Raw genomic sequence first — 24,384 nt, 5'->3', positions numbered from 1 at the left:
CGCACAGCTTCAGTGTTCCTGCGCAAATTGACTGCCTCAGGCCGACGCATAAGTTCCGGTCAAAGGATCAGGAGGCTTTTATGTCACTCAGACCAACTTTGGAATTCCGCAAGGCGGTCCCGACAATGGAAGGCGCGGGCGTCAAACTGCACCGGGCGTTCGGGTTTCAGGACCCGTCGGAACTGGACCCGTTTCTGCTGTTCGATGATTTCCGGAATGACAACCCATTGGACTATATGGCCGGTTTTCCGTGGCATCCGCATCGGGGCATCGAAACGATCACTTATGTCCTGTCCGGTACAGTCGAACACAGCGACTCGCTGGGCAATAGCGGCACGCTGGGTGCCGGAGATGTCCAGTGGATGACCGCCGGGTCGGGTATCCTGCATCAGGAAATGCCCAAGGGGTCGGCCAGCGGTCAGATGCATGGGTTCCAGCTGTGGGGCAATCTGCCATCAGATCAGAAAATGGCCACCCCGCGCTATCAGGACGTTCAAAGCACTGATATTCCAGAAATCATCGATGATGATGGGACAAAGGTCCGTGTGATTGTCGGTACATTCTGGGGACGTACGGGCCCAGTGGACGGTATCGCTGCCGATCCGCAATACCTGGATATCAGCATACCGGCAGGGGTGAAAAAAACCATTCCGATCGACACATACCGCCGGGCCTTCGCCTATATCTTTGAAGGCAGCGCTGCCTTTGCGGATGCGTCTCAGCCAACTGGAATTCTTCTAGAGAAAGAGATCGCCGGGCAAGAGGTCAACATCCGCGACATGTCAGGAGACAGGACGTTGGTTCGGTTCGGGACCGGAGACGAAATCACGGTTCAGGCCGGGCCCGAGGGTGTACGGTTTCTTTTGATCTCGGGCGCTCCGATCGATGAACCCGTGGCGTGGCATGGCCCGATCGTGATGAATACGCAGGCAGAATTACAGCAAGCGTTTCGGGAGTTGCGGAACGGAACGTTCATCCGCCCGGCCCACTAAGGACTGGTCAGGCGGTAACCGCTTTGCGGACCATGTCCCAATACACCTGCTCGACCTCATCCAGCGACAGGCGGCCGCCGCTGCGATACCAAGTGATCACACCATTCAGCATGGCGATCACCGCCAAGGTAGCGATCTTGGTATCGGAGACCGAAAATTGACCCGATTGCTGCCCGTTACGCAGAATATGCTCTAACGAGTCCTCGTAACGGCGGCGCAAGGCCTCGATTTCGGCAAAATTTTCGGGGTTCAGATTGCGCAGCTCCATATAAGCGATGAACACCTCGTCGGGACGCTGCAGGTGAAAACGGATGTGGAACCCGACAAACTGACGCAACGCATCTTGTGGATTATCAAATCGGTCGAGATCGTCATAGGCGGCCATCAGATCCTGCATGTGATCGCGCATCAGCCGAAACAGCAGGCTCTGCTTGTCGGGCGTGTAATTATAGAGTGCCCCAGCCTGCACCCCCACCTCGCCTGCGATCTGCCGCATTGAAACCGCAGCATAGCCATGACGGGCAAACAGCCCCAGTGCGGCCTCGCGAATGCGGGGGCCGGTGATATCGGAATGAGAACCTTGTGTACGCGCCATGCTTCGATCGTATCTGAACAGACGTTCAGATAGAACCCCGCTTGAACCATTCCGACAAAACGTGCATCACAGGATACACGCTGCGACCCGAAGGACTGCGATGAAGCTTTTGCTGCCCATTCTCTTTGTGCTGGCCACCGCCGGCTGCGCAAATATCCCTGAGTTGGAAGGCAGCGAAACCGCCGCATTGCGCAAGGCACCCTACCCCAAGCTTATTGCTTTAGATCCCGCCCTCGGCCCTCCGACCGATCCAATCAGCGAAGCGGAAGAGGTAGAAGAAGACCTGACAGCACGCAGCGAAGCGTTGGCGGAAAAGGCCGAAGCGCTGCAGAATGCCGAGATTAACTAGGATTTCGGTCACGTCACTAGCTCCAAAAGATTAGACGGATTGCACCCCTGCCTCGAACCCGCTAAGGCAGCCCGCAAAGGACACTTCGCCATCGCGGGCGGTATAGCGAGCAGAAAGGACCCAAGGGAATGACACAGGCGCTGAGGCTTGGAATTGCCGGATTGGGAACCGTTGGCGTGGGTGTGGTCAAAATTGTGCGTCGTCATGCCGATTTGTTGCACGCCCGCACCGGGCGTCGCATCGAGATCACCGCAGTTTCAGCCCGTGATGCCAGCAAGGACCGTGGAGTTAACCTCTCGGATTATGCATGGGAAACCGATCCCGTTGCATTGGCCAAACGCGAAGACATCGATGTTTTTGTCGAACTGATGGGCGGCGAGAACGGCCCCGCGAAAGCTTCGGTCGAGGCGGCGCTGAACAGTGGCAAGGATGTCGTCACCGCAAACAAGGCACTGCTGGCGATTCATGGGCAGGAACTGGCGGAATTGGCCGAAGCCGCAGGGCGTGTCATTCGCTTCGAAGCGGCTGTCGCGGGTGGTATCCCGGTAATCAAATCTCTGACCGAAGGACTGGCGGGTAACGAGATCACGCGTGTCATGGGCGTCATGAACGGTACCTGCAACTATATTCTGACCCGGATGCAATCGCAGGAGTTGGGCTATAACGCCCTGTTCGAGGAATGCGCGCAGCTTGGCTATCTTGAAGCCGATCCGAATCTGGATGTTGGCGGCATCGACGCGGCGCACAAACTGGCGCTGCTGTCTTCGATTGCCTTTGGCACCAAGCCGAATTTCGACGGGATCGAGATCGAGGGCATTCAGCATATTAGCCTCGATGACATCCATCAGGCCCACGACATGGGGTATCGCATCAAGCTGTTGGGTGTAGCACAGCGAACGGCGCGCGGACTGGAACAGCGGATGCAACCCTGTCTAGTGCCGAGCAATTCTCCGCTAGGTCAGTTGGAAGGCGGAACAAACATGGTTGTGCTGGATGGGGACGCAGTTGAACAAATCGTTCTGCGCGGCCCCGGTGCCGGTGAAGGTCCCACTGCCAGCGCGGTGATGGGCGACGTTTGCGATCTGGCGCGAGGCTTGCATATACCGACATTTGGCCGCCCGGCGACGACCCTACAAGACGCAGCCTCCGCCGTTACTGGCTTACCTGCACCCTACTATCTGCGGCTCGGTCTTCTGGACAAGCCCGGCGCTCTGGCAAAGGTCGCGGCGATTCTGGGCGATGCTGGCGTCTCGATCGACCGGATGCGGCAGTATGGGCACACAGAAAGCACAGCGCCCGTGCTGATCGTGACCCACAAAACCACGCGGGCGACGCTGGACCATGCACTGGATGGCCTGCGCGCCACCGATGTGGTGGCCGGAGAACCCGTCGCCCTGCGTATCGAACAAGTCTGACCCCTTGCGGCCTATGCTGCGCGCAGGCTATGCCGGATAAAACGCCTTAGCTGACCAAAGGATATGCGAAGATGAACGCTGCCAAGATCGATTTCAACGACCGCCTGCTATCTCTGGGCCTTGCACGGGTGGCAGAACAGGCCGCGCTGGCGTCCGCCTCTCTGGTTGGCCGGGGTGATGAGAAAGCTGCCGATCAGGCTGCCGTCAACGCTATGCGTGAACAACTGAACCTTCTGGACATTGAGGGTGTCGTTGTCATTGGTGAGGGCGAGCGTGATGAAGCGCCGATGCTCTATATCGGCGAAGAGGTTGGCACTGGTAACGGCCCGGGCGTAGACATTGCGCTGGACCCGCTTGAAGGCACAACCCTGACCGCCAAGGATATGCCCAACGCGCTGACCGTCATTGCCATGGGCCCGCGCGGCTCAATGCTACACGCTCCGGACGTATACATGGACAAACTGGCCATTGGTCCGGGCTTTCCCGAAGGTGTCGTAAGCTTGGACATGAGCCCGCGCGAACGAGTTGAAGCGCTGGCCAAGGCCAAAGGCTGTGGGCCTGCGGATATTACCGTATGCATATTGGAGCGTCCTCGCCACGAAGCGATGATTGCTGAAGTCCGCGATACCGGTGCGTCGATCCGCCTGATCACAGATGGCGACGTCGCAGGTGTGATGCATTGCGCCGAAAGCGAAGTGACCGGCATCGACATGTATATGGGTCAAGGTGGTGCGCCCGAGGGTGTGCTTGCCGCAGCCGCGCTGAAATGCATGGGCGGTCAGATCTTTGGCCGCCTGTTGTTCCGTAATGACGACGAACGTGGCCGGGCGGCCAAGGCGGGCATCACAGATCTGGACCGTGTTTATGCGCGCGACGAGATGGTAACGGCGGATGTAATCTTTGCTGCTACTGGGGTCACCGGAGGTTCACTGCTGCCGCGCATCAAGCGGGAACCGGGTTGGGTTGAAACAACGACGCTGCTCATGCGATCAAAAACGGGCTCGGTGCGGCGGATGTCCTACCGCACGCCGATGTGGCCACATAACGAAGCATAGCGGCTTGCGCCAGCGCCTTCAGCAAGAGTATTCATAAAAGACCAAGAGGCCGGATCCGCAGGGGTCCGGCCTTAGTGCATGAGGTGAGATGTGGCATTTCTGGGCGTAAAGCAATCTCTGACGGGGCGACGCTGGATCGGACCGGGGATTGAGGTCGAGCGGTCAGCAGAAATGATGGCGCAGCAGACAGATCTGCCTCGCGCCGTCTGTCAGGTTTTGGCACGGCGCGGTGTACCGGTGATGGAGGCCGCCGGTTTCCTAGAACCCAAGTTGAAGGAACTGCTGCCCGACCCGCGATCGATGAAAGATATGGACGTCGCTGCGGCCCGGTTTCTACAGGCTGTGCGCAAGCGCCAAAAGATCGCAGTGTTTGCTGACTATGATGTGGACGGGGGCAGTTCGGCTGCGTTGTTGTTGGTGTGGCTGCGCCAGATGGGGCTTGCCGCGACGCTTTATGTGCCCGACCGGATTGATGAAGGCTATGGGCCAAATGTACCTGCAATGCAGGAACTGGCGGCTAGCCATGACCTGATCATCTGCGTGGATTGCGGAACGCTGAGCCACGAACCTATCGCGGCGGCGAAGGGTGCGGATGTGATCGTTTTGGATCACCATTTGGGTGCAGAAACCCTGCCGGATTGCGTCGCCGTGGTGAACCCGAACCGACAGGACGAAAGCGGCGATCTAGGCTATCTCTGCGCTGCTGCGGTGGTGTTCCTGATGCTGGTCGAGGCGGGTCGTCAGTTGCGTGAGGCCGGGGCCAAGGGGCCGGATCTGATGGCAATGCTCGATCTGGTGGCGCTGGCCACGGTCGCGGACGTTGCGCCGTTGATCGACGCCAACCGGGCGCTGGTTCGACAGGGCCTGAAAGTGATGACCCAAAGGCAAAGGCCTGGTTTGGTCGCGTTGTCAGACGTGGCGCGCATGGATACCGCGCCCAATAGCTATCATCTGGGGTTTCTTCTGGGGCCGCGCGTCAATGCAGGCGGTCGCATTGGTCAGGCTGATCTTGGCGCGCGGCTGCTGAGCACGGACTCGATCACTGAGGCCGAAGCCTTATCCGAGCGGCTGGATGCTCTGAATTCGGAACGGCGCGAGATCGAAAACGCGGTCCGCGCGGCGGCTTTGGCGCAAGCCGAGGACCGTGGGCTGGATGCGCCGCTGGTCTGGGCCGCAGGCGACGGTTGGCATCCCGGCGTGGTAGGTATCGTTGCTTCGCGGCTGAAAGAGTCGGCAAACCGGCCCGCTATCGTGATCGGGTTCGACGGGGATGAGGGCAAAGGTTCAGGCAGGTCGATCTCGGGCGTTGATCTGGGCGCGTCGATCCAGCGACTGGCTGCCGAAGGGCTGCTGGTCAAGGGTGGTGGCCACAAGATGGCGGCCGGTCTCACGGTGATGCGTGATCAGTTGGAGCCTGCAATGTCGCGCCTGTCCGAGCTTCTGGCCAAGCAGGGTGCAGGCCAAGGCGGTCCCGCCGACTTGAAACTGGACGGGGCGCTGATGCCCGGGGCCGCGACAGTCGATTTGATCGAACAGGTAGAGAAAGCGGGTCCTTTCGGGGCCGGTGCCCCTGCCCCGCGCTATGCGCTGCCTGATCTGCAAGTGCGCTTTGCTAAACGCGTGGGCGAAACACATTTGAAGCTGTCACTTTCGGATGGAATGTCTGGCGGACTGGATGCCATCGCCTTTGGCGCGTTCGACGGCCCGTTGGGGGATCGCCTGTCTAATCACGGCGGTGCGCGGTTCCATTTCGCGGGTCGGCTTGAGGTGAATACCTGGGGCGGACGACAGAGCGTGCAGCTGCGGCTGGAAGACGCGGCAGAAGCTGTCTGACAACCGTTTCAACGCCGCTCAGGAACGGCCAAAAAAGTTTCACAGCCTTGCGTTTTTCGTCTTGCGGGGGGGGAAGGTAAACCGTAAAAGGCCCTCCACAAGCCAGCGTGGCCCGTTCGTCTATCGGTTAGGACGCCAGGTTTTCAACCTGGAAAGAGGGGTTCGATTCCCCTACGGGCTACCACTTGTGCTTGTCTGGTCTAAATGGCCCGTTCGTCTATCGGTTAGGACGCCAGGTTTTCAACCTGGAAAGAGGGGTTCGATTCCCCTACGGGCTACCATTTTCTTCAATGCCAAAATCGTTCCCGGCGACGTATTCTTACAGCATAGTGTTTAGCACGAAACCTGCGCGCCCCGTTTTGAAGACGCGAAATGCGGTTGAAGGCACGCCTGTCAATGGCTGCCCCGGACCGAGTTCACCAGCATTTGGTATTTGCCATTCCATCACCAAGCCTGCACAGTTTTGGCCAACAACAGATATGATTTGGATTCCCAATGGATTACCTCAAAGAACGCAAAGACTTCGCGATCGCGATCTGCAAGGAAGCTGGCACAATCGCCTCCAGATATTTCTCCGACCGGGGCGGTTTGATCGTCGATCAAAAAGGCGCACAGGATTGGGTCAGCGAGGCAGACCGGAATGTCGAAACCTTCATCCGCCAGAGGATCGCCGAGGCTTGGCCCAACGATGGCATATTTGGCGAAGAGCATGGTGAAACACAAGGTTCAAGCGGATTTGACTGGGTGATCGATCCAATCGATGGCACCACGAATTTCGTCAATGGCATTCCGGCCTGGACCATCGTTCTGGCGGGCGTCGCTGAGGAAAACACCGAGATCGGTGTAATCCATGACCCAAATATCAATGAGACGTTCGTAGCCTCGCGCGGAGGCGGGGCAACACTGAATGATGCGCCAATGAGGGTCGCTTCGGGTGTTGCGCTGCATCAAGGAACGGTGGCAGTGGGTTATTCGAACCGGGTGGATAACCGTAACATTGTTCCAATCGTCGCGAACCTGATCGAGCGTGGGGCCATGTTTCACAGAAACGCCAGTGGCGCGCTGTCACTGGCCTATGTCGCAGCGGGCCGGCTGCTTGGCTATGTCGAAGAACATATGAACGCCTGGGATTGTCTGGCTGGTCAATTGATGATTGCGGAAGCAGGCGGCGTGGTCGAAGATCAGGACGCAGGCGCAATGATCCGCAACGGCGGTCGGGTGATCGCTGGTACTCCGGATGTGTTTGATACTTTGCGTGAAATCTCTGAGAACGCATGGCAGGCCTGACAATCTAGTCGATTGAGCGCCATCCGCTCAGCGGTTTGAGGTCCGTTAGATCGGCTTGCCAATAATGGCCTTGCCCGGGCTGATCATACCTCCGATCAATGGGGTGGCCCGACAAGGAGCACCACAGAAGGGTCCCGACGGCCCCATGGGTAACGATGGCGAGGTCACTGCCATCATGCGTTTCGATAATTGAAGTTACTGCTTGGTTTATCCGCCGCTGGGCGGCAACGGCAGTTTCCCAGCCGCGAAAACTGGTGTTGGGGTGGGCAAAAAATGCGTCAGCGGCAGCTTCGAACCGGTCACGCGGCAGAAAACCGGTGGCGCTTCGATCATTCTCGCCAAGTGCGGCATCTTGTTTTATCCGCAGGCCTCGGGGCGCGGCCAGGATGTCGGCCGTCTCGCGGGCCTTTTGCTCGGTGCTGGCCCATAGGTGGGTAACCTCTGCAAAAATTCCGCTGGTTGCGAAGGCCGCAGCGCGGCGGCGACCTACCGCGCTAAGCCCCCAGTCCTGAATGGGGGTGTTCGGGTCAATGATGACCTCGGGGTGCGTGATGATTAGAAGACAGGGCATCTATTCGGGCAAAAGCACCGGACCTTTCTCGGCGAAGGCCATCTGTACTTCTGTACCCGGCTCTAGCGGCGCATCGACATCGTCATGGACTGCAAAGACCTGGCCGAACGCACCGGTCAGAGTGTACTCCATTCGGACACCCACATAGGTGGCTTTGGAGACGGTCGCTGCAACCCCTTGCGCGGCTCCAATCACAAGTCGAGAAGGCCGGATGGCGACGGTCGCAGGCCCTTCGGTCAAGCCACGGGATGCCAAGGTATGGCGGTAGCCTTCGATCTCGATGGTGGCCATGTCGCCGTCGACAGAGTTGATCTGGCAGGCAAGCAGATTTGCCTCACCAATAAAATCAGCAACAAAGCGATCATTTGGGGCGTCGTAAAGCTGGCGGGGCGTGCCAATCTGGGCAATCGCGGCATTCCGCATCACGACGATTTCGTCCGATACTGCCAGAGCCTCTTCCTGATCGTGTGTTACGTAGACGACGGTCAGACCAAGGTCTTGCTGAATGGCCCGGATGTCCTCGCGTACCTGGCGGCGTAGTTTCGCGTCGAGGTTCGAGAGCGGTTCATCAAACAACAGCACCTGTGGTTCCAACACCAAAGCCCGCGCTACAGCGACGCGCTGCTGTTGGCCACCAGACAATTCTGACGGGAGACGGCCGTCAAAACCTTTCAGGCCAACCAGCTCTAAACCGTCCAACGCGCGGCGGCGGGCCTCGTCTTTAGCAAAGCCCGAGAACGTGAGGCCATACATCACGTTCTCAAGCACGCTCATATGAGGAAACAGCGCGTAGGACTGGAACACCATGGATACGTCGCGGTCCGTCGCGGGCAGTTTGGTCACATCGCGATCCCCGATGGTAATCTTTCCCGAGGTGGCCATTTCGAGCCCCGCGATCATCCTCAACGTCGTCGTCTTGCCGCAGCCCGACGGGCCCAACAGCGTGACCAGCTTTCCGGCTTCGACATGCAGGTTAATGTTGTCAACGGCAACGACATCCTTGCCAAACATCTTTGTCACGGACTCGAACCGAACCGGCGCGGCTTTGGACTGCAGGCTCATGTCAAACTCTCCTAAACATTGGTCCGCGACTGCGTCATTCGTCGCCCGATCTTGGTCCGACCCACGATCAGCTGCATCAGGGCAACCACTGACAGCATCACAAAGATCAGTGTGGTGGAATAGGCGATGGCGAGACCATAGTCGTTATTCTCGACCCGCCCGATGATATAGCTGGTCGCCATGTCATATTCCGCGCTGACCAGAAAGATCACGGCCGAAATCGCCGTCATGGCCCGCACGAAGCTGTACACAAGCGCCGCAAGAATTGCCGGGCGCAGTAGTGGTAGGATGATCCGCCGGAAAGTCTGCCACGAATTTGCCCCGAGGGTCAGAGATGACTCGTCAAGACTGCGATCCAGTTGCGACATGCTGGCGATGCCGGCTCGGACACCGACCGGCATATTGCGGAAGATGAAACTGACAACAAGGATGACACCCGTGCCCGTGATCTCGATCGGTGGCACGTTGAAGGCGAGAATGTAGCTGACACCGATCACGGTACCGGGGATGGCAAAGGACAGCATGGTGCCGAACTCAAAAGCGTCTTTGCCTGCGAAACTCTGCCGGGTTAGTAGATAGGCCGTCACGAGCCCAACTGCAGCCGTAAGCGGCGCGGCGATTGCGGCGATTGTTATGGTGGTCCAGAAACTGTCCCATGCGGCCCCTGTCCAGCGAATTCCTTCCGACTCGAACCGAACCGAGAAGGCAGTGACGTAGTGCTTGAACGTCAGGGAATTATTGACTCCCCACAGCTCAACCACGCTGCCGTAGACGATCATGGCGTAGACGACGATGGTAAACACGGCCCAGCCAAGGGCGACGGTTAGCACCGGGATGGAAAGGCCGGTTGGCATCAATGGATGTACGCCAGCGTCACCTTTGCCCGTGACTGTGGTGTAGCTTTTCTTACCCAGCCAGGCTCGCTGCGCGTAGAAGGCTGAAAGCGTGAAGAACAGAAGCACCATGGCCAGAACCGCAGCGCGGCCTTGATCGTACTGGGCGCCCACGATGGCAAAGAATATCTCGGTCGATAGCACGTCAAAATTGCCACCCAGCACAAGTGGGTTGCCGAAATCGGCCATGCTTTCGATGAAGCCCAAAAGGAAAGCATTGGCGAGGCCCGGGCGCATCAGCGGCAGGGACACGGTTTTGAACGTCTGCCATCTATTCGCGCGCAATGTCTGGGCCGCTTCTTCCATCGAGGGAGACACCCCTTCAACGACGCCAATCAGCACAAGGAAGGCGATGGGTGTAAATGCCAACGTCTGCGCAATCAGAACACCCGGCATGCCATACAGCCAGCGAGTGGGTTGGGTGCCGAATAATTCGGCAAAGAACTGCGTTACTGAACCCGACAATCCAAACAGCAGGATCAGCGCTAGGCCGATCACGAACGGTGGCGTGATAATCGGCAGAACCGTCAGTGCGCGCAACGCGCGCTTGTACCGAAAGCCCGAGCGGGTCACGACAAGCGCAAAGCACAAGCCGAGCGCAGTGGTGATGAAGCCGACGAGGATGGCCAGAAACAGTGAGTTCCATGCCGCCCCGCATCGTGCGCCCCAGAAACATCCCAGCCCCCAAAGCCGGTCGTCAAAGAATTTCGAGAAGAACACTGCGATGGAGTACGCGCCCTCTTCCGTCACAAAGGCAGCGAACAGCATCTTGGCGATAGGAAAGAATACAAACGCGGTGACGATGGTGATCACACCACCGATGGCGCTGACCACGAAGACGTCTCCGTTAATCGCCCCACGTGCGGCGACACCCTGGGTCAGAAGGAACAGAAAACTCGACGCGCAGATCATCGCGCCATAGCCCATGCCGAACTGCCGATCACCGAGCTCGCCAAACAGGGTTTCGAGCCAGTCGAAGTTGTAGCCTCGGATTCCGATGCTGAACCCTTGTGCGATCAGCCAGCCGAAGCCCAGCGCCCCTGACAGGATCAAAATTCGGGCATAAAGCGGATCTGATTTGGCGCGTCTTAACACCAGAAGTGGCAGCAGGAGTGCAATAAGAAGCGGAGCAAGCCACGGCTTTTCACCCTGCCCGATTAGAAAGGCAGCAGGCGCATAATCTTCGTCGAAAGGGTAGCCGTCCAGCAGCCACTCGAACGACCACAGGCCACCGTCAACCATGTACCACGGCAGCAGGCAGAATCCGACCCACCCGGCGATGACCCAGAAGATCAGAACCGGATGGGTCGTTTTTGTCGTGTCGTCAGTCATTTACTGCGGCAGTACCGAAACCTCTTCGTCCCATTTCTGCAGCAAGCGCTTGCGCTCATCCGACGAGCCGTATTTCTTGAAGTCATAGTCGATCAGCTTGATCTGGCTCATGTCAGGCGCGCTTTCCGAAGTTTCAGCACCTTTGTTTGACGGCACTTGGAAGGCATTTACCTGAAGGGCGAGGTTCTGCGCCTCGGGCGACAATGCCCAGTCATAGAACTTTTTGGCCTCATCTTCGTTGCGCGCGCCTTCGATGATCGACATCGAACCGATCTCGTAACCAGTACCTTCACATGGCGCGACGACTTTGATCGGGAAACCCGATACCGCCTGCTTTACTGCGTCATGCATGAAAACGATACCAATTGTATTCTCGCCTCGACCAGCAGCCTTGATCGGTGCCGAGCCCGACTTGGTGTATTGGTTGATGTTCGAATGTAGCCCCTTCATGAACTCAAATCCTTCGTCCTCGCCGAAGATTTGCACCATCGAGGCCAGAGTCGTGTAGGCCGTACCTGATGAGTTCGGGTTCGCCATCTGAACGTGCCCCTTGTACTCGGGCTTCAGAAGGTCCTTCCAGCAAGCAGGTTCGGGAAGGTTGTTCGCGGCGACTAGATCGGCATTGTAGCCGTAACCAAGCGCACCTGAATAGATGCCGATGGTCTTGTTACCCGCGCTTTCCGCCTGAGAAATCGCCCAATCATGAAGCTGGTCACGCATCGGCGACATGTATTCCATCGTCAGGCCCTCTTCTGCGGCCTGTAGATGTGGATCACCGGTACCACCCCACCAGACATCACCCTTGGGGTTGGAGCTTTCTGCACGGATCTGAGCAAATGTCTCACCTGAGGATTTACGGGTCATATTGACGTCAATGCCAGTCGCATCTTCGAAACTGCGCGCCATAAGCTGGCACCAATCCTCTTGCGCAGAACAATAAAGTGTCAACTTGTCAGCCTGTGCCGCTGACATCGATGCGGCAAGGGCAATAAGCGATCCCAACGTTGTGGATGTAAATTTCTTCATTGATTTCTCTCCCTTTAAGTTCACTGCGTCCGGATTTCCCGGCTCTTATATGCCCTTCCTCATGCGGCCTTTCGCAATTTCTCGATAACAGCCAACGTCTCTTGATTATCTGACAGGCTCTTTAACAAACGCGCCAGTTCTTTCTCTTCGACAAGCTTTGCGGCCTTGGCAGGTGCGAACCAGTGGCGCTTGCGTTCGTCGCGTTCCTTCCAACGGCGTTTGAGCCGTTCCACAATCAACGGATAAAGCGTTACGCGGCAAGGCACGCTGCTTTTACCCTCGTATCGCTTGTCATAGTGAAAGCACCCGATCGATTTCTTGGAGATAAAGCCAACAGCTCCGGCCTCTTCCAAAGCTTCGATTTCAGCGGCATGCCAAGGCTTCTTACCATCCATCATCCAACCTTTGGGGATGACCCACCGCCCCCGGTCACGCGAAGTGACCATGAGAACCCGCAGCTTGTCGGACTTGTCCCATCGCACTGGAAGCGCACCGATCTGATCTGTGAATTCGGTCTTGCTCATGCGCGCGCTCTTGGCTCTGGCACTACGCAAAGGGCAATGGCAACACATACGTGCTGTTGAACAAGGTGGCTACATCCAGAACGCCGGTGCACTTCGATTGCTACGCCTCGAAATAGAAACAGTTCTTTGAAGTCTCACAATGAATCGTGGGCTTTGCAACAGAAATTGTTGCAAAACGACTGAAACGCCACAAAAGTGAGATTGAAACCGAGTCGGATTGCCAGATGCCCAAAGCGGAAACGCTCGATAAGAAAACCAACAAGGGCCAGAGTCGGTTCAAGAAATCCGACCGCCGCCGTGAGATATTGTTGGAGTTGAAGCTTCGCCCGCACGTCCGGATCAGCGAATTGGCGCAGCGTTTCAATGTCTCGGCGGAAACGGTGCGCCGGGATTTTGATGCCCTGGCCGATGATGGGCTAATCTCGCGGGCGCATGGCGGCGCCTCTGCCCCGATACAAGGACGTTATCCAAGTCTGGATGAGCGCACCCACGCCCGCCTTGATGAGCGTGAAAAGATCGGCAAATGCGCAGCCGACCTGATTCAGGAAGGCGAGACGGTGATGATCGATTCCGGCTCAACCACGATCGAGATGGCCCGTATGTTGGCGTATCGGGGCATTCACTGCACGGCAATTACGAATTCGATACCGGTGGCCATGACCCTTGGTCACGCACCCGTTGAAGTCATTCTATGCCCAGGCGAATATCTGACCGCCGAGTCCGCCACGATCGGGACAGATACACTGGATTTCCTGTCTCGTTTCAACGTCGATCGCTGCATGATTGGCGCGTCCGGCCTGTCAGAAGAAGGGCCGTCAGAGACCGTGCGCGGTTTCGCAACCGTCAAACGGATGATGCTGGCACGCGCCGCGACGCGACATCTTCTGATTGGGTCCGAGAAATTCGACCGCAAAGGTTTGACCCGTGTGGGCGACCTTGACGGGCTGAATTCAATCGTAACTGATACCAAACCAACAGGGGATTTGCTGGGCGCGATCAACGACGCCGGGGTGAAGATCCTTGTCGCTGAGCAGTCCTTACAAAGAACGACAAACCGTGGACAGAAAAGCCACGCATGACTGGGAGGAAGAAATGAAATTTGATATCAAACTACTGATCGGAGCTTCCGCAATCGCGCTCTTGTCGCTATCGGGCACCGCTTCAGCGCAGGACTGCCCACGCGGTGATCTGGATGCACGATTCTGCGATGCCGACGGCGATCTGATCGCGGATATCCCCACCGATCCTGCCGATCAGATTGATCCTGATACCCTGATCTTTGCCTACACCCCAGTCGAAGACCCCGCTGTTTACAAAACCGCATGGTCAGACTTTCTTGATCATCTGAAAGCGGAAACTGGCAAAGACGTTGTTTTCTTTCCGGTTCAGAACAACGCGGCCCAGATTGAGGCCATGCGTTCGGGGCGTCTGCATATCGCTGGCTTCAACACTGGTTCTAACCCGTTGGCTGTGAACTGCGCAGGATTCCGGCCTTTCACGATCATGGCGTCGAAAGACGGAAACTTCGGATACGAGATGGAGATCATCACCTATCCCGGTTCGGGCATCGAAAAGGTCGAGGATATCAAGGGCAAGCAACTGGCCTTTACTTCTCCCACCTCAAACTCGGGCTTCAAAGCGCCATCAGCGATCCTGAAAAGCGACTTTGATCTGCTGCCCGAGCGCGATTTTGAACCGGTTTATTCGGGCAAACACGACAACTCGATCCTGGGTGTCGCCAACAAGGATTATCTGGCCGCTTCGATCGCCAATTCGGTCAAATCGCGGATGATCTCGCGCGATGTGATCAACGAAGACGACGTCATCACGATCTACAAGTCGCAGACCTTCCCGACGACAGGCTTTGGCACCGTCTACAACCTGACGCCGGAGCTACAGGAGAAAATCCGCAATGCCTTCTTCAGCTTCGACTGGGAGGGAACGACGCTTGAGGCTGAGTTCTCGAAATCGAATGAAGGTCAGTTCCTTGAGATGACCTATCAGGAGTTCTGGGACGTCATCCGCAAGATCGACGCGGCTAACGGCGTTTCCTACGCTTGTCAGTAATCGATTTCTAATATGGCGGGCCCTGCGGGGCCCGTTACCACCCGAACCGGGGGCATAAATGCTGCGGCTTCAAAAGCTTACAAAGACTTATAAAACCGGCGATCAGGCCCTGAAAGCGATCGATCTTGATGTGCCCAAGGGTCAGGTTCTGGCGCTGATCGGACCTTCCGGTGCTGGCAAATCCACCATGATCCGCTGCATTAACCGTTTGGTTGAACCCACAAGTGGCGAGGTTCTGCTGGACGACGTGGATCTGGTAAAACTCGGCTCGGGCGCGCTGAGAAAAGCGCGCCGCGAGATGGGGATGATCTTTCAGGAATATGCACTGGTCGAGCGCCTGACGGTGATGGAAAACGTGTTGTCAGGGCGGTTGGGATATGTCGGGTTCTGGCGCAGCTTTCTGCGGCGCTACCCCCAATCTGATGTGGACGAGGCTTTCCGCCTGCTTGATCGCGTGGGGCTGTTGCATATGGCCGACAAACGCGCGGACGAATTGTCAGGCGGCCAGCGCCAGCGGGTCGGCATCTGCCGCGCACTGATCCAAAACCCCAAGCTTCTGCTGGTCGATGAACCGACCGCCTCGCTGGACCCAAAAACCAGCCGTCAGATCATGCGGTTGATTACCGAGCTGTGTCAGGAACGGGGACTGGCCGCGATTATCAACATTCATGACGTGGCACTTGCGCAGATGTTCGTGCCGCGCGTCGTCGGCCTGCGCTTTGGTGAAATCGTATTTGACGGCCTCCCAACTGGTCTTACACCCGACAAACTGACTGAGATTTATGGCGAAGAAGACTGGGAAGCGACCATCGAAAAAGTCGAAGACGACGAAGAGATCGAGGCCGCAGAATGAGCCATCCCGAACTTGATGACCTGCTGGGCAAAGGCTGGCGCAAACCGGCCTTCGTCAAGAATGCCTTGCTGCGCTGGACCCTGATCGTTGGATTCGTCGCCTATCTGATCGCGGCCTTCATGACCATCGAGGTCGATTGGGGCCGTGTCTACGAAGGCTTGGATCGCGGCTGGGCCTTTGTCCTTGCCTTCACCAGCCCCGATTTCATATCGCGCTGGAGCGATATCTGGAGCGGTCTTCTCGAGAGCATCGTGATGACGGTTGCAGCGTCGGTGGTGGGCATCCTGATATCGATCCCGATCGGACTGGGCGCTGCACGCAATATTGCGCCTCTCCCGGTCTATGTGATCTGCCGAGGCATTGTTGCGATTAGCCGCGCCCTGCAAGAGATCATCGTCGCCATTCTTCTGGTGGCCATCTTTGGGTTCGGACCTTTGGCCGGATTCCTGACACTGTCCTTCGCCACCATCGGTTTCCTGTCCAAGCTTCTGGCCGAAGACATCGAGGCCATGGACAAAGTGCAGGCCGAGGCGATCAAAGCCTCAGGCGCACGTTGGATGCAATGGATCAACTACGGTGTGCAACCGCAGGTCATGCCGCGGCTGGTCGGGCTGTCGATGTACAGGATCGATATCAACTTTCGTGAAAGTGCCATCTTGGGTCTGGTCGGTGCCGGGGGAATCGGGGCGACGCTGAACACGGCGTTCGACCGTTATGAGTACGACACCGCGGCCGCCATTCTGATCCTCATCATCGGGATCGTCATGGTGCTCGAATACCTCTCGGGTATTATCCGCGCGAGGGTTCAGTAATGCCGGTGCTTGAACATGAAGGTTCGCAAATCTGGCGCAGGCGTACGACTGGTCAAAGCCTTGTGCGCTGGTTCTGCTGGCTGTTGGGTGTGGCAGTCTTCGTCTATTGCTGGCAGATCATTTCGGCCTCGACGACATGGTTCTTTGTTTGGGACGCACCCCGCATCGCGAACGATATTTGGACCCGGGCAACACCGCCGAAATGGGACTACATTACCCAGCTGGGACGCCCGATCTGGGACACGCTGAACATCGCCACACTTGGCACGATCATTGCGCTGTTCCTGGCCGTTCCCGTCGCCTTTCTGGCCGCCCGCAACACCACGCCATCGGCTGTGTTCATCCGCCCCATCGCGCTGCTGATCATTGTCTCAACCCGCTCGATTAACTCGTTGATCTGGGCGCTTCTTTTGATCGCGATCATCGGTCCCGGAGTGTTCGCAGGCGTCATCGCCATAGCCATTCGTTCGATCGGCTTCTGCGCCAAGCTTCTCTATGAAGCCATCGAGGAAATCGATCACACTCAAGTCGAAGCCATCACCGCCACGGGCGCATCCCGCTGGCAGGTCATGGCCTACGGAATCGTCCCGCAAATTTTACCCGCCTTTGCTGGCATCGCCGTTTTCCGCTGGGATATCAACATTCGCGAGTCCACGGTTCTGGGCCTTGTGGGCGCAGGCGGCATCGGGCTGCAATTGTCAGCGTCGCTGAACGTTCTGGCATGGCCGCAGGTCAGCCTGATTCTGATCGTCATTCTGCTTGCCGTCATGATCAGCGAATGGGTGTCCGCCAAAGTACGAGGGGCAATTATTTGAGCCGCTTCACGACCCAAGAGGCTTTCGAAGCCTACGAGGCCGTTCGGCATCGACTTCCGGCTGCTGAACCGGCTGTTCAATCCTATCAGCATGCGAACACTTTGATGGATATTGCTGAAGGCTTCGATGTATTCCTTCTGGATGCGTTCGGTGTCCTCAATATCGGCGAGACTGCGATTCCCGGTACAGCCGCGCGGATTGATCAGCTCAAAGCCATGGGTAAACGTGTTCTGGTCGTTTCGAATGCAGCTGGTCACCCTCATGCGGCGCTCGTCGAGAAATACGCCCGGCTGGGATATGATTTTGCGTCAGAGGATATCATCACAAGCCGCGCAACACTGCTGGCTGAGCTAGGCGGTCAACGCGCGCTGCATTGGGGTTTGATGGCAACACCCAGCACCGGCCTTCGCGACCTGGAAGATTTGAACCTGACTTATCTCGATGACGATCCCGAGCCCTATGACTCGGTTGAGGGGTTTCTGATGATCGGCTCAGCCGTCTGGTCCGAGGCACGTCAGGCCCATTTGGAAGCAGCCCTGCTAAAACGCCCGCGTCCGGTATTGGTTGGAAATCCGGACATAGTCGCACCACGCGAGCACGGATTTTCAAACGAACCCGGTCTGTTCGCGCACCGTCTTGCCGACCGAACCGGCGTTGTACCCAAATTCTTCGGCAAACCATTTGAGAATATTTTTGACCTGGCTTTCAAGCGACTTGGCCGGGTCGATAAAACTCGCGTGCTTATGGTTGGTGACAGCTTGCATACCGACATATTGGGGGCCCATGCTGCCGGAATCGCCTCGGCCCTGATTTCGGGGTACGGTTTTTTCGCAGGGCATGACGTCGATGACGCAATCACACAGGCGCAGATCATGCCGGATTTCGTTGTGAACCGACCATAATCTGATCACGCCTGCTTAGTTCCGCTTCAAATCCAAGCGCCCGTCAGTGCTTTTCAATACTCGCCATGTGATCAATTCGCGAAGGCATCACAGGTCGTTGTTGGCTCATCGCTTCCCAAATACTGAACCCTGCGCCCTTCATCGAAGGTTGGACTGCCCAACGCACATGCGATCTCTAAGCTCAACCTGTCCCAAACCCGAACATCACCGGCTTCGCTGGTTGTCGCAAAAGAATGTCCGTCAGGTGCCAGCGCGATACGCCAGGTCGGGCCTGCATGGATCTTTTCGACAGGCATGAGCCGACGGTGCGTCGCGGTATCCCACCAATGCAGTTCCCCAGATCGGTCGATTGCCACCAAGGTTGCCTCATCCGCCAAAAAGGCAACATCCGTCGCCCCTCCTTTATGGCCACCATAAGCGGCAAGCTCTTCGCCGGTTTCAACATCCCAGACCTTGACCACCTCATCGCTGGAAGCAGTTGCAGCCTGTGTGCCATCACGACTGAAAGCAACACTCCAAAGCGTGTTGTCATCAGCTTCAATCACTCTGATCAACTGACCGTCGCCAATCGACCAAATATAGACCTTACCATCCACCGAGGCCGCTGCCAGCATGCCGCCATCTTCAGAGACGGCGACACGATTTGCCTGAATGTCAGCTGGCGCAAAGCTCTTGACCAAATCAGCCTCTGAGATATCGATTTGCAGCACTCCATCTCCTGTCGCCACAAAGACCTCGGGACCTGACCCCGGCATGATCGACCAGACGGGAGCCTGCCCCAGATCGAGTTGATTTTTCAGCCGCATCGCAGCCGTGTCCCAGATTTTCAAGCCGCCTTCGCGATCACCAGTCACCATGGTTTTGCCATCCAGCGAGAAAGAGATCGCCCACACCTGGCTTTCATGCCCCTTCAGCTGCATGGGTTTCATGGAAGCCCCCATCTTCCAGACCCAGATGTTCCCCTCACTGTCACCGATGGCTATAGACTTTGCATCCGTTGTATAGGCGATGCCCAGCGCCTTTGCCCCGTTCTGCAAAACAAGCGTGTCTTTGCCGCCGGGGTCGATCCCAATCCGCCAGAGACGTACCTGCTGATCCCGGCCCAAAGTCGCCAGCAACGGGGCATTTTGGGCAACTTCAAGGTCCACAACCCTCTGACTGTGCGCCTGCACCACGTCGCCAACACGTTCCATGTTTGAATTTTCCAATCGCAGCGTTCCGTCTGATCCTGCCCCTACCAGCAGATTGTCCGGCGCGGTAAATGCTGCTGCTACGATGTCGGTACTATCTGAAAAACGATCAACAATTGGAAAACCATCCGGAAAACCAATCGTCGTGACCTTCCCGTTCGTATGGGATATCGCGAATGTTCTCCCGTCGCGGCTGAAGGACAGGTGATCCGGGTCAGGCCCCAGCGGACCGCCCGGTATCGGCGGAAATGCAGGCGTAGCCTTTGCGTCGACCCAGCCGAATATGCCACCATCGACATTTCCGGCAACAAGTCCTTCTGAAACGGGCGAAAACGCGACCTTTTTGAAGCCCAGCGGCATTTTCGCCAATGGCTCTCCAATTTGCATTCCATTGGAAACGTTCCAGAGGCGAACGGTCCCGTCACCGGTCGCCGACGCGATACGCTTGCCGGTGGAATCAAAGGCCACGCCGAATGCGACGTCATTGCCAGAGAACAGTGTCGTGATCGGGCCGTATTTGGCCGAACCAACATTCCAAAGGCGGACATCCCCATCCGTTGCCGCTGAAACCAGCAACTCACCATCGGGAGAGAATGCAACATCCCTTATCCCGCCGGAATGCCCCACCAGTTCAGCAATAACCGCTCCGCCGGATTCAGCCCTATGAACCACGATGCGCCCATCACGCAATCCAACCGCAACACGCGTACCAGATGCATCAATAGCCATCGTCTGCGCGTCACCAACCGTAAACGGGCTGCCCAATGGGACAAGCCCACCCTCACCCAGATTTTGCCGAGCCATCAGCATCGCCGCCCTCGCTTCTGATGTCGAACCAGCAGTTTCGGCTCGGACAATCGCTTCGGCGCTGAGTGACAGGGCAAGCAAGGGATCTGTATCCGATAACCCGTTCGCAGCAGCGCCTAGCGCCCTTGCGAACCTTTCATTGGCTTCAGCTGTTGCGGCAACGGCCATCTGTCTGTTGCTTTCGGCAAGGTTGGACGCGCGGATAGCCAAGAAAGACGAAACCGTTGCGCCAATGGCCAGCAAGGCAAGGGCAGCAACGGCAACTTGATTGATACGTCGACGCCGACGCCGGCGCATCTTGGATGCAGCCTGCGCTTGGTCACGCGCGTCTCGTGCAGCGCCCAGAAATTCCCGCTCTAACGCACCGAGGATATTCTGGTTCTTCACCGACCATTCTTCAGCCGACAACAACCTTGTGCCGCGATAAAGTAAATCGGGCTCGCGATTTTCAACATCCCACTCTGCAGCGTCATGCTGAATACGCTGACGCATGCGCAGATCATCGCGGCTTTCTTCGATCCATGAATTAAGTCGCGGCCATGTACGCAGCAGCGCCTCATGCGCAATCTGAACATTTTTGTCATCCAGCGTCAGCAACCGCGCATCTGTCAAAGCTTCAACGACCCGCCGCGTTGTGTCCGGGTCCGAGTCGCGCTCGATCTCATCGATCGGCAACAACCGCCGTGTGTCCGGAGTCCCCTCGCCGGGCGTAACCAGACGCAAGAATAGCCGCCGGGTTGCCTCTTGCTGAACTTTGTCAAAAACGTCTGTAAAAAGTGTCTCTGCTGTCTGGCTGATTGCCCCTGTGACACCACCGGACTGACGGTAGCCGTCCAGAGACATGACCGCACCTTTACGTCGGCTCCATGTTTCATACAGAGAATGCGCCACCAGCGGGAGCGAACCCGCTTCGCGCCCGGCCTCATCAACGATCGCATCAATAAGGGACCTGTCCATGTGCAAACCAGCTGCATGTGCCGGTTCGCTGATTGCGCGGCGCAGCTCGGGCCGTGTCATCGGCCCGACCAAAAACTGGTTTTCCGAGATTCGATCCGCAAGCCACGGTATCTCTGCACAGGATGCATAAAAGTCCGCACGGATTGTCAGCACGATACGAACGCGGCTATCTGCAGGGTCCGTCATGGCTGACAAAGCTTCGATGAACTTGCTTCTGCGTTCATGTTTGACCAGCGTGAACAATTCTTCGAACTGATCAATGCAGATCAACAACTCTCCTTCATTCGCGGTGGCCAATCGGCGCGCCGCACTCGGATAGGCGATGAAGTCGTTGAGCGAGACCTGAGCCGTAAGGTGAGAATTGTCGCCGATGAGTTGAAAGTACAAATCGGTCATTGGATCGCGCCCGGGGGTAAAAACACAAACGCGCCAGTTTTCGCTACCGGATATCGCGTTGGCAGCGATCGCTGGCAGCAGCCCTGCTCGCAGAACGGATGATTTACCACTGCCGGATGAGCCACCCAGAACCAATATCCGGCTCTGTTGAAGCCGGGTCACAAGTTCCTCAACAAGATCCTCGCGTCCAAAGAAATATTCGGAATCCTCTGGCTGGAACGCGGCGAGCCCTTTGTAGGGGCATTCCACCCTACTTTCCGATATCTGCGTCACCGCTTCGGATGCGGCCTCTCGCCGGTCACGATCCAACGCATCATTCATTGCACTGCGCCAGGACACCATATCCAGAAAACGCGCCTGCGGGTCCATTGCCATCCCGTGCTCAATGCAATCGCGCCACATTTCCGGCAGGCTGGAAAGATACTCGGTAACGCGATGGAATGGCGGCGGCGCCTTTCCCGTCAGGACATGCCACATCAGCGCGCTGGCCGAATAGATGTCGGTCATCGGCGTCACGGGTTGCCCGTGCTCAGCTTGTTCTGGCGCTTGGTAGAGCGGTGTCCCAGCCATCATGGTCGCGCCGGTCACACCGATCGCTAAATCCTTCGCAATACCGAGATCCGCCAGAAAAACCCTCTCGTCTAGGCCGACCAAAGCATCAGAAACCGTCGTGCTGTTATCGTCTTTGGACCGCTTCACTCGTTGCAGAAGGACATTTGCGGGTTTGACGTCCCGATGCACGACATTCGCGTCGTGAACCGCAGACAAGCCATCTGCCATTGCATCAATCAGTATTTCCACACCTTCGCGTTTGGCCAAAGCAGCGGGGCTTAGACGCTTTAGTCGGTCGGCCAATGTGCCGCGATCCGCGTAGTCCATGACAAAATAGGGCCGCCCGTCCTCCAAACGCCCCACGTCATGCACGGAGACAACGCGCGGAGATCGAATGCGCCGCAACAGACGGGCTTCTTCGAGAAAATGGGTGATGACTTTGTCATTGGTCGCAAGGTTGGCGTGCAGAATCTTGAGGGTTACCGGAACCTCCAACTCGTCATCCCGCGCAAGGACAACCGCCGCGAACCCACCGCTCGCGATTTCACGGTCAACAGCGTAACGGCCGATGAACGCGGGAAAAGTCATGATATTCTTGGCGCTTCAGAGGTGCTCTTGCACATCCACGCAATGATACTTGGTCGCATCCAATATGTTGTGGTCCCTATCGGCAGCAGTAACGCACAGTGTCGTCCCTCCCTCGCGCGCCGATGTCGAGGCCGCCTCCTTCGTCACATAGCTTGGGTAATCATCGTGCCGATGCCACCTGCCTTGAACGGCATTGAATTCGCTTTGGGCATTTCTGCCGACTTGCTCAACGGAATAGCTTTCGCCCCACCATGTATGGAAATGGTTCTTCGATACGTCCGGAGTGAAATTCGCATCGTAGTTTACAAGCAGTTCGTCACCCTCTTTGGCGACCGATACAATCTGCACCTCACACCCATCCACAGGGCAGGCATTGGGCATCGCTGACTGGGCAGTTGCATCAGCACCGAACAAGAGTGTAGCTGCACCCAGGATCAGAGCGCCCTGACGAAGCTGGTTTCCTGAAGTATTCAATGACATCATTTCCTCCCAATCTTGGTTGAAATACGCAATTGGTGCCGATTCTAGCACAATCGCGAGTTTCTTTCTGAGACTTTCACCACAGAAGCCAGAATTCAGGCGTGCCACGTCGTTTATCGGCGGACGACCTCAAACTCTAATGGGTGCGCATCAGAGTGCAAAATTGATAGTGCAGGCGATATCAGCCCGCTATCGGCCAGCATTATGTTCTCGCGCTTAAGCTGGATTTCACGCGCATTCTCGAATTGTACGTAAGTTCCCGACGAACTGCGGTCCGCCAGCATCAGCTTCCCGCCTTTCATGCTGAGTACCGCATGCAGTCGCGAAACCCACGGCTCAGGCAGGATGACATCGCATTGACTGGATCTGCCGATCGTTAGCTCCCCGCCTTCCCGACACCGCCAGGTATGATCGTCGTGATAAAGAATGAGCGCAAAGCTTTCATTCTGCTGCATGCCCTCAGATCCGCTGGCCGTCTGCGTCGGCAGATGCATCACGGTGCTTAACCCGTCCGTTGAGGCCACGATTGAATAGGCTTTGACCGGTTCACTCACACCTTTCAGGCGAAGCGATCCGATTGGGGTGAGCATCTGGAGACTTTCGGGGCTTAGATCCTTGGCGACGCTTTCGCTGACACAAGCTTCACCCGGATTGGCCGCGGCCGCCAAACGTGCGGTCAGATTTACTGTTTCGCCAAATATCCCATTATCGCCAATAACAACAGGACCTTGATGAACACCCGCGTGGACCGACAGTAATGTTCCAGGCGGTTTCTGAATCATCTCTACAACCGCGTTTACGGCGGCCTCGGGTTCCTTGAAATAGGACAAGACGTCATCGCCTTTCTGCCCCACAGGAACTCCGCCAAACCCAAGTAGAACCTCACGCAATCGATCGATTTCAAACTGAATCAACTGCTGCGCCTGATCGTCCCCCATTTCTTCGTAGAACGGAGTGCTGTCAGAAATGTCAGCAATTATGGTCGTGACGAGCTTGGTTTCCACGGTGCTACTCGCAATTTTGCTTGTCCG

General features: G+C 57.0%; 21 protein-coding genes and 2 tRNA genes. 14 read left to right on the top strand and 9 right to left on the bottom strand.

The features are described 5' to 3' along the window. The first annotated feature begins 80 nt into the window (after positions 1-80). Complete coding sequence (locus ACR0MJ_RS02670) at positions 81-992, top strand: pirin family protein (protein ID WP_223117849.1); 912 nt, start codon at positions 81-83, stop codon at positions 990-992. A gap of 7 nt (positions 993-999) precedes the next feature. Here the strand turns inward: ACR0MJ_RS02670 and ACR0MJ_RS02665 are convergent, their stop codons facing one another. After that, positions 1,000-1,587, bottom strand: coding sequence for a TetR/AcrR family transcriptional regulator (locus tag ACR0MJ_RS02665; RefSeq protein WP_170512799.1), 588 nt, complete (start codon positions 1,585-1,587; stop codon positions 1,000-1,002). A gap of 100 nt (positions 1,588-1,687) precedes the next feature. Between ACR0MJ_RS02665 and ACR0MJ_RS02660 the strand changes: the two genes are divergently transcribed. The 7 genes from ACR0MJ_RS02660 (at position 1,688) to ACR0MJ_RS02630 (ending at position 7,526) form a co-directional block, all read left to right on the top strand. Further along, entirely contained in the window at positions 1,688-1,936 is a 249-nt protein-coding gene (locus ACR0MJ_RS02660; protein WP_170396262.1) for a hypothetical protein, read from the top strand. 128 nt (positions 1,937-2,064) lie between these two features. Further along, on the top strand, positions 2,065-3,351 hold the full coding sequence (locus ACR0MJ_RS02655; RefSeq protein WP_170403375.1) for a homoserine dehydrogenase: 1,287 nt from the start codon (positions 2,065-2,067) through the stop codon (positions 3,349-3,351). 71 nt (positions 3,352-3,422) lie between these two features. Beyond that, positions 3,423-4,406 carry a class II fructose-bisphosphatase gene (glpX, locus tag ACR0MJ_RS02650; RefSeq protein ID WP_480759018.1) on the top strand — a complete coding sequence of 328 codons (984 nt, stop codon included), beginning with the start codon at positions 3,423-3,425 and terminating at the stop codon, positions 4,404-4,406. Positions 4,407-4,496: 90 nt separating this feature from the next. After that, entirely contained in the window at positions 4,497-6,239 is a 1,743-nt protein-coding gene (gene recJ, locus ACR0MJ_RS02645; RefSeq protein WP_480759016.1) for a single-stranded-DNA-specific exonuclease RecJ, read from the top strand. 109 nt (positions 6,240-6,348) lie between these two features. Then, a tRNA-Glu gene (locus ACR0MJ_RS02640) sits at positions 6,349-6,423 on the top strand. A gap of 22 nt (positions 6,424-6,445) precedes the next feature. After that, positions 6,446-6,520 (top strand) — tRNA-Glu (locus tag ACR0MJ_RS02635). Between the two features lie 214 nt (positions 6,521-6,734). Continuing rightward, positions 6,735-7,526 (top strand): inositol monophosphatase family protein, encoded by a 792-nt coding sequence (locus ACR0MJ_RS02630; protein WP_170612481.1) that lies wholly within the window; start codon positions 6,735-6,737, stop codon positions 7,524-7,526. Positions 7,527-7,530: 4 nt separating this feature from the next. Here the strand turns inward: ACR0MJ_RS02630 and ACR0MJ_RS02625 are convergent, their stop codons facing one another. The 5 genes from ACR0MJ_RS02625 to ACR0MJ_RS02605 are packed head-to-tail and all read right to left on the bottom strand — an operon-like array spanning position 7,531 to position 12,934. Further along, positions 7,531-8,097 (bottom strand): histidine phosphatase family protein, encoded by a 567-nt coding sequence (locus ACR0MJ_RS02625; RefSeq protein WP_480759014.1) that lies wholly within the window; start codon positions 8,095-8,097, stop codon positions 7,531-7,533. Then, a complete protein-coding gene (locus ACR0MJ_RS02620; RefSeq protein WP_480759011.1) occupies positions 8,098-9,159 on the bottom strand; it encodes an ABC transporter ATP-binding protein in 1,062 nt (353 codons plus the stop codon). Between the two features lie 11 nt (positions 9,160-9,170). Continuing rightward, entirely contained in the window at positions 9,171-11,384 is a 2,214-nt protein-coding gene (locus tag ACR0MJ_RS02615; RefSeq protein WP_480759008.1) for an ABC transporter permease, read from the bottom strand. Next, positions 11,385-12,410, bottom strand: a complete 1,026-nt coding sequence (locus ACR0MJ_RS02610; protein ID WP_170422361.1) for an ABC transporter substrate-binding protein — start codon at positions 12,408-12,410, stop codon at positions 11,385-11,387. Between the two features lie 59 nt (positions 12,411-12,469). Further along, on the bottom strand, positions 12,470-12,934 hold the full coding sequence (locus ACR0MJ_RS02605) for an NUDIX hydrolase (protein WP_480759005.1): 465 nt from the start codon (positions 12,932-12,934) through the stop codon (positions 12,470-12,472). A 224-nt stretch (positions 12,935-13,158) separates the two neighbouring features. Between ACR0MJ_RS02605 and ACR0MJ_RS02600 the strand changes: the two genes are divergently transcribed. From ACR0MJ_RS02600 to ACR0MJ_RS02575, 6 genes are read left to right on the top strand one after another with little or no spacing between them, the layout of a single operon-like run. Continuing rightward, positions 13,159-14,013 carry a DeoR/GlpR family DNA-binding transcription regulator gene (locus ACR0MJ_RS02600; RefSeq protein WP_480759003.1) on the top strand — a complete coding sequence of 285 codons (855 nt, stop codon included), beginning with the start codon at positions 13,159-13,161 and terminating at the stop codon, positions 14,011-14,013. A 13-nt stretch (positions 14,014-14,026) separates the two neighbouring features. Further along, positions 14,027-15,001 (top strand): phosphate/phosphite/phosphonate ABC transporter substrate-binding protein, encoded by a 975-nt coding sequence (phnD, locus tag ACR0MJ_RS02595; RefSeq protein ID WP_170733433.1) that lies wholly within the window; start codon positions 14,027-14,029, stop codon positions 14,999-15,001. Between the two features lie 58 nt (positions 15,002-15,059). After that, positions 15,060-15,854 (top strand): phosphonate ABC transporter ATP-binding protein, encoded by a 795-nt coding sequence (gene phnC / locus ACR0MJ_RS02590; protein ID WP_480758999.1) that lies wholly within the window; start codon positions 15,060-15,062, stop codon positions 15,852-15,854. Continuing rightward, positions 15,851-16,666 carry a phosphonate ABC transporter, permease protein PhnE gene (phnE, locus tag ACR0MJ_RS02585; RefSeq protein WP_480758996.1) on the top strand — a complete coding sequence of 272 codons (816 nt, stop codon included), beginning with the start codon at positions 15,851-15,853 and terminating at the stop codon, positions 16,664-16,666. Before phnC ends, phnE (ACR0MJ_RS02585) begins: the two co-directional genes overlap by 4 nt. Continuing rightward, positions 16,666-17,481, top strand: a complete 816-nt coding sequence (gene phnE / locus ACR0MJ_RS02580) for a phosphonate ABC transporter, permease protein PhnE (RefSeq protein ID WP_480758994.1) — start codon at positions 16,666-16,668, stop codon at positions 17,479-17,481. Before phnE (ACR0MJ_RS02585) ends, phnE (ACR0MJ_RS02580) begins: the two co-directional genes overlap by 1 nt. Then, the gene (locus tag ACR0MJ_RS02575; RefSeq protein ID WP_480758991.1) at positions 17,445-18,383 is read left to right on the top strand and encodes an HAD-IIA family hydrolase; all 939 of its coding nucleotides are present in this window, start codon (positions 17,445-17,447) and stop codon (positions 18,381-18,383) included. The genes phnE (ACR0MJ_RS02580) and ACR0MJ_RS02575 overlap by 37 nt, the downstream gene beginning before the upstream one ends. 71 nt (positions 18,384-18,454) lie before the next feature. On the opposite strand, the gene ACR0MJ_RS02570 is transcribed toward ACR0MJ_RS02575, so the two are convergent. The 3 genes from ACR0MJ_RS02570 to ACR0MJ_RS02560 all read right to left on the bottom strand — a co-directional run bounded on the left by ACR0MJ_RS02570 (position 18,455) and on the right by ACR0MJ_RS02560 (position 24,357). Further along, the gene (locus ACR0MJ_RS02570; RefSeq protein ID WP_480758987.1) at positions 18,455-22,873 is read right to left on the bottom strand and encodes a WD40 repeat domain-containing serine/threonine protein kinase; all 4,419 of its coding nucleotides are present in this window, start codon (positions 22,871-22,873) and stop codon (positions 18,455-18,457) included. Positions 22,874-22,888: 15 nt separating this feature from the next. Next, on the bottom strand, positions 22,889-23,353 hold the full coding sequence (locus ACR0MJ_RS02565) for a hypothetical protein (RefSeq protein WP_170396227.1): 465 nt from the start codon (positions 23,351-23,353) through the stop codon (positions 22,889-22,891). A 113-nt stretch (positions 23,354-23,466) separates the two neighbouring features. Continuing rightward, positions 23,467-24,357: an adenylate/guanylate cyclase domain-containing protein gene (locus tag ACR0MJ_RS02560; RefSeq protein ID WP_480758984.1), complete on the bottom strand. Its 891-nt coding sequence runs from the start codon at positions 24,355-24,357 to the stop codon at positions 23,467-23,469. Positions 24,358-24,384: the final 27 nt, after the last annotated feature.

This window comes from Ruegeria sp. C6, assembly GCF_056537625.1.
Note: the sequence above shows the minus strand (reverse complement) of the source record. Positions and strands in the feature narration are given on the sequence as shown.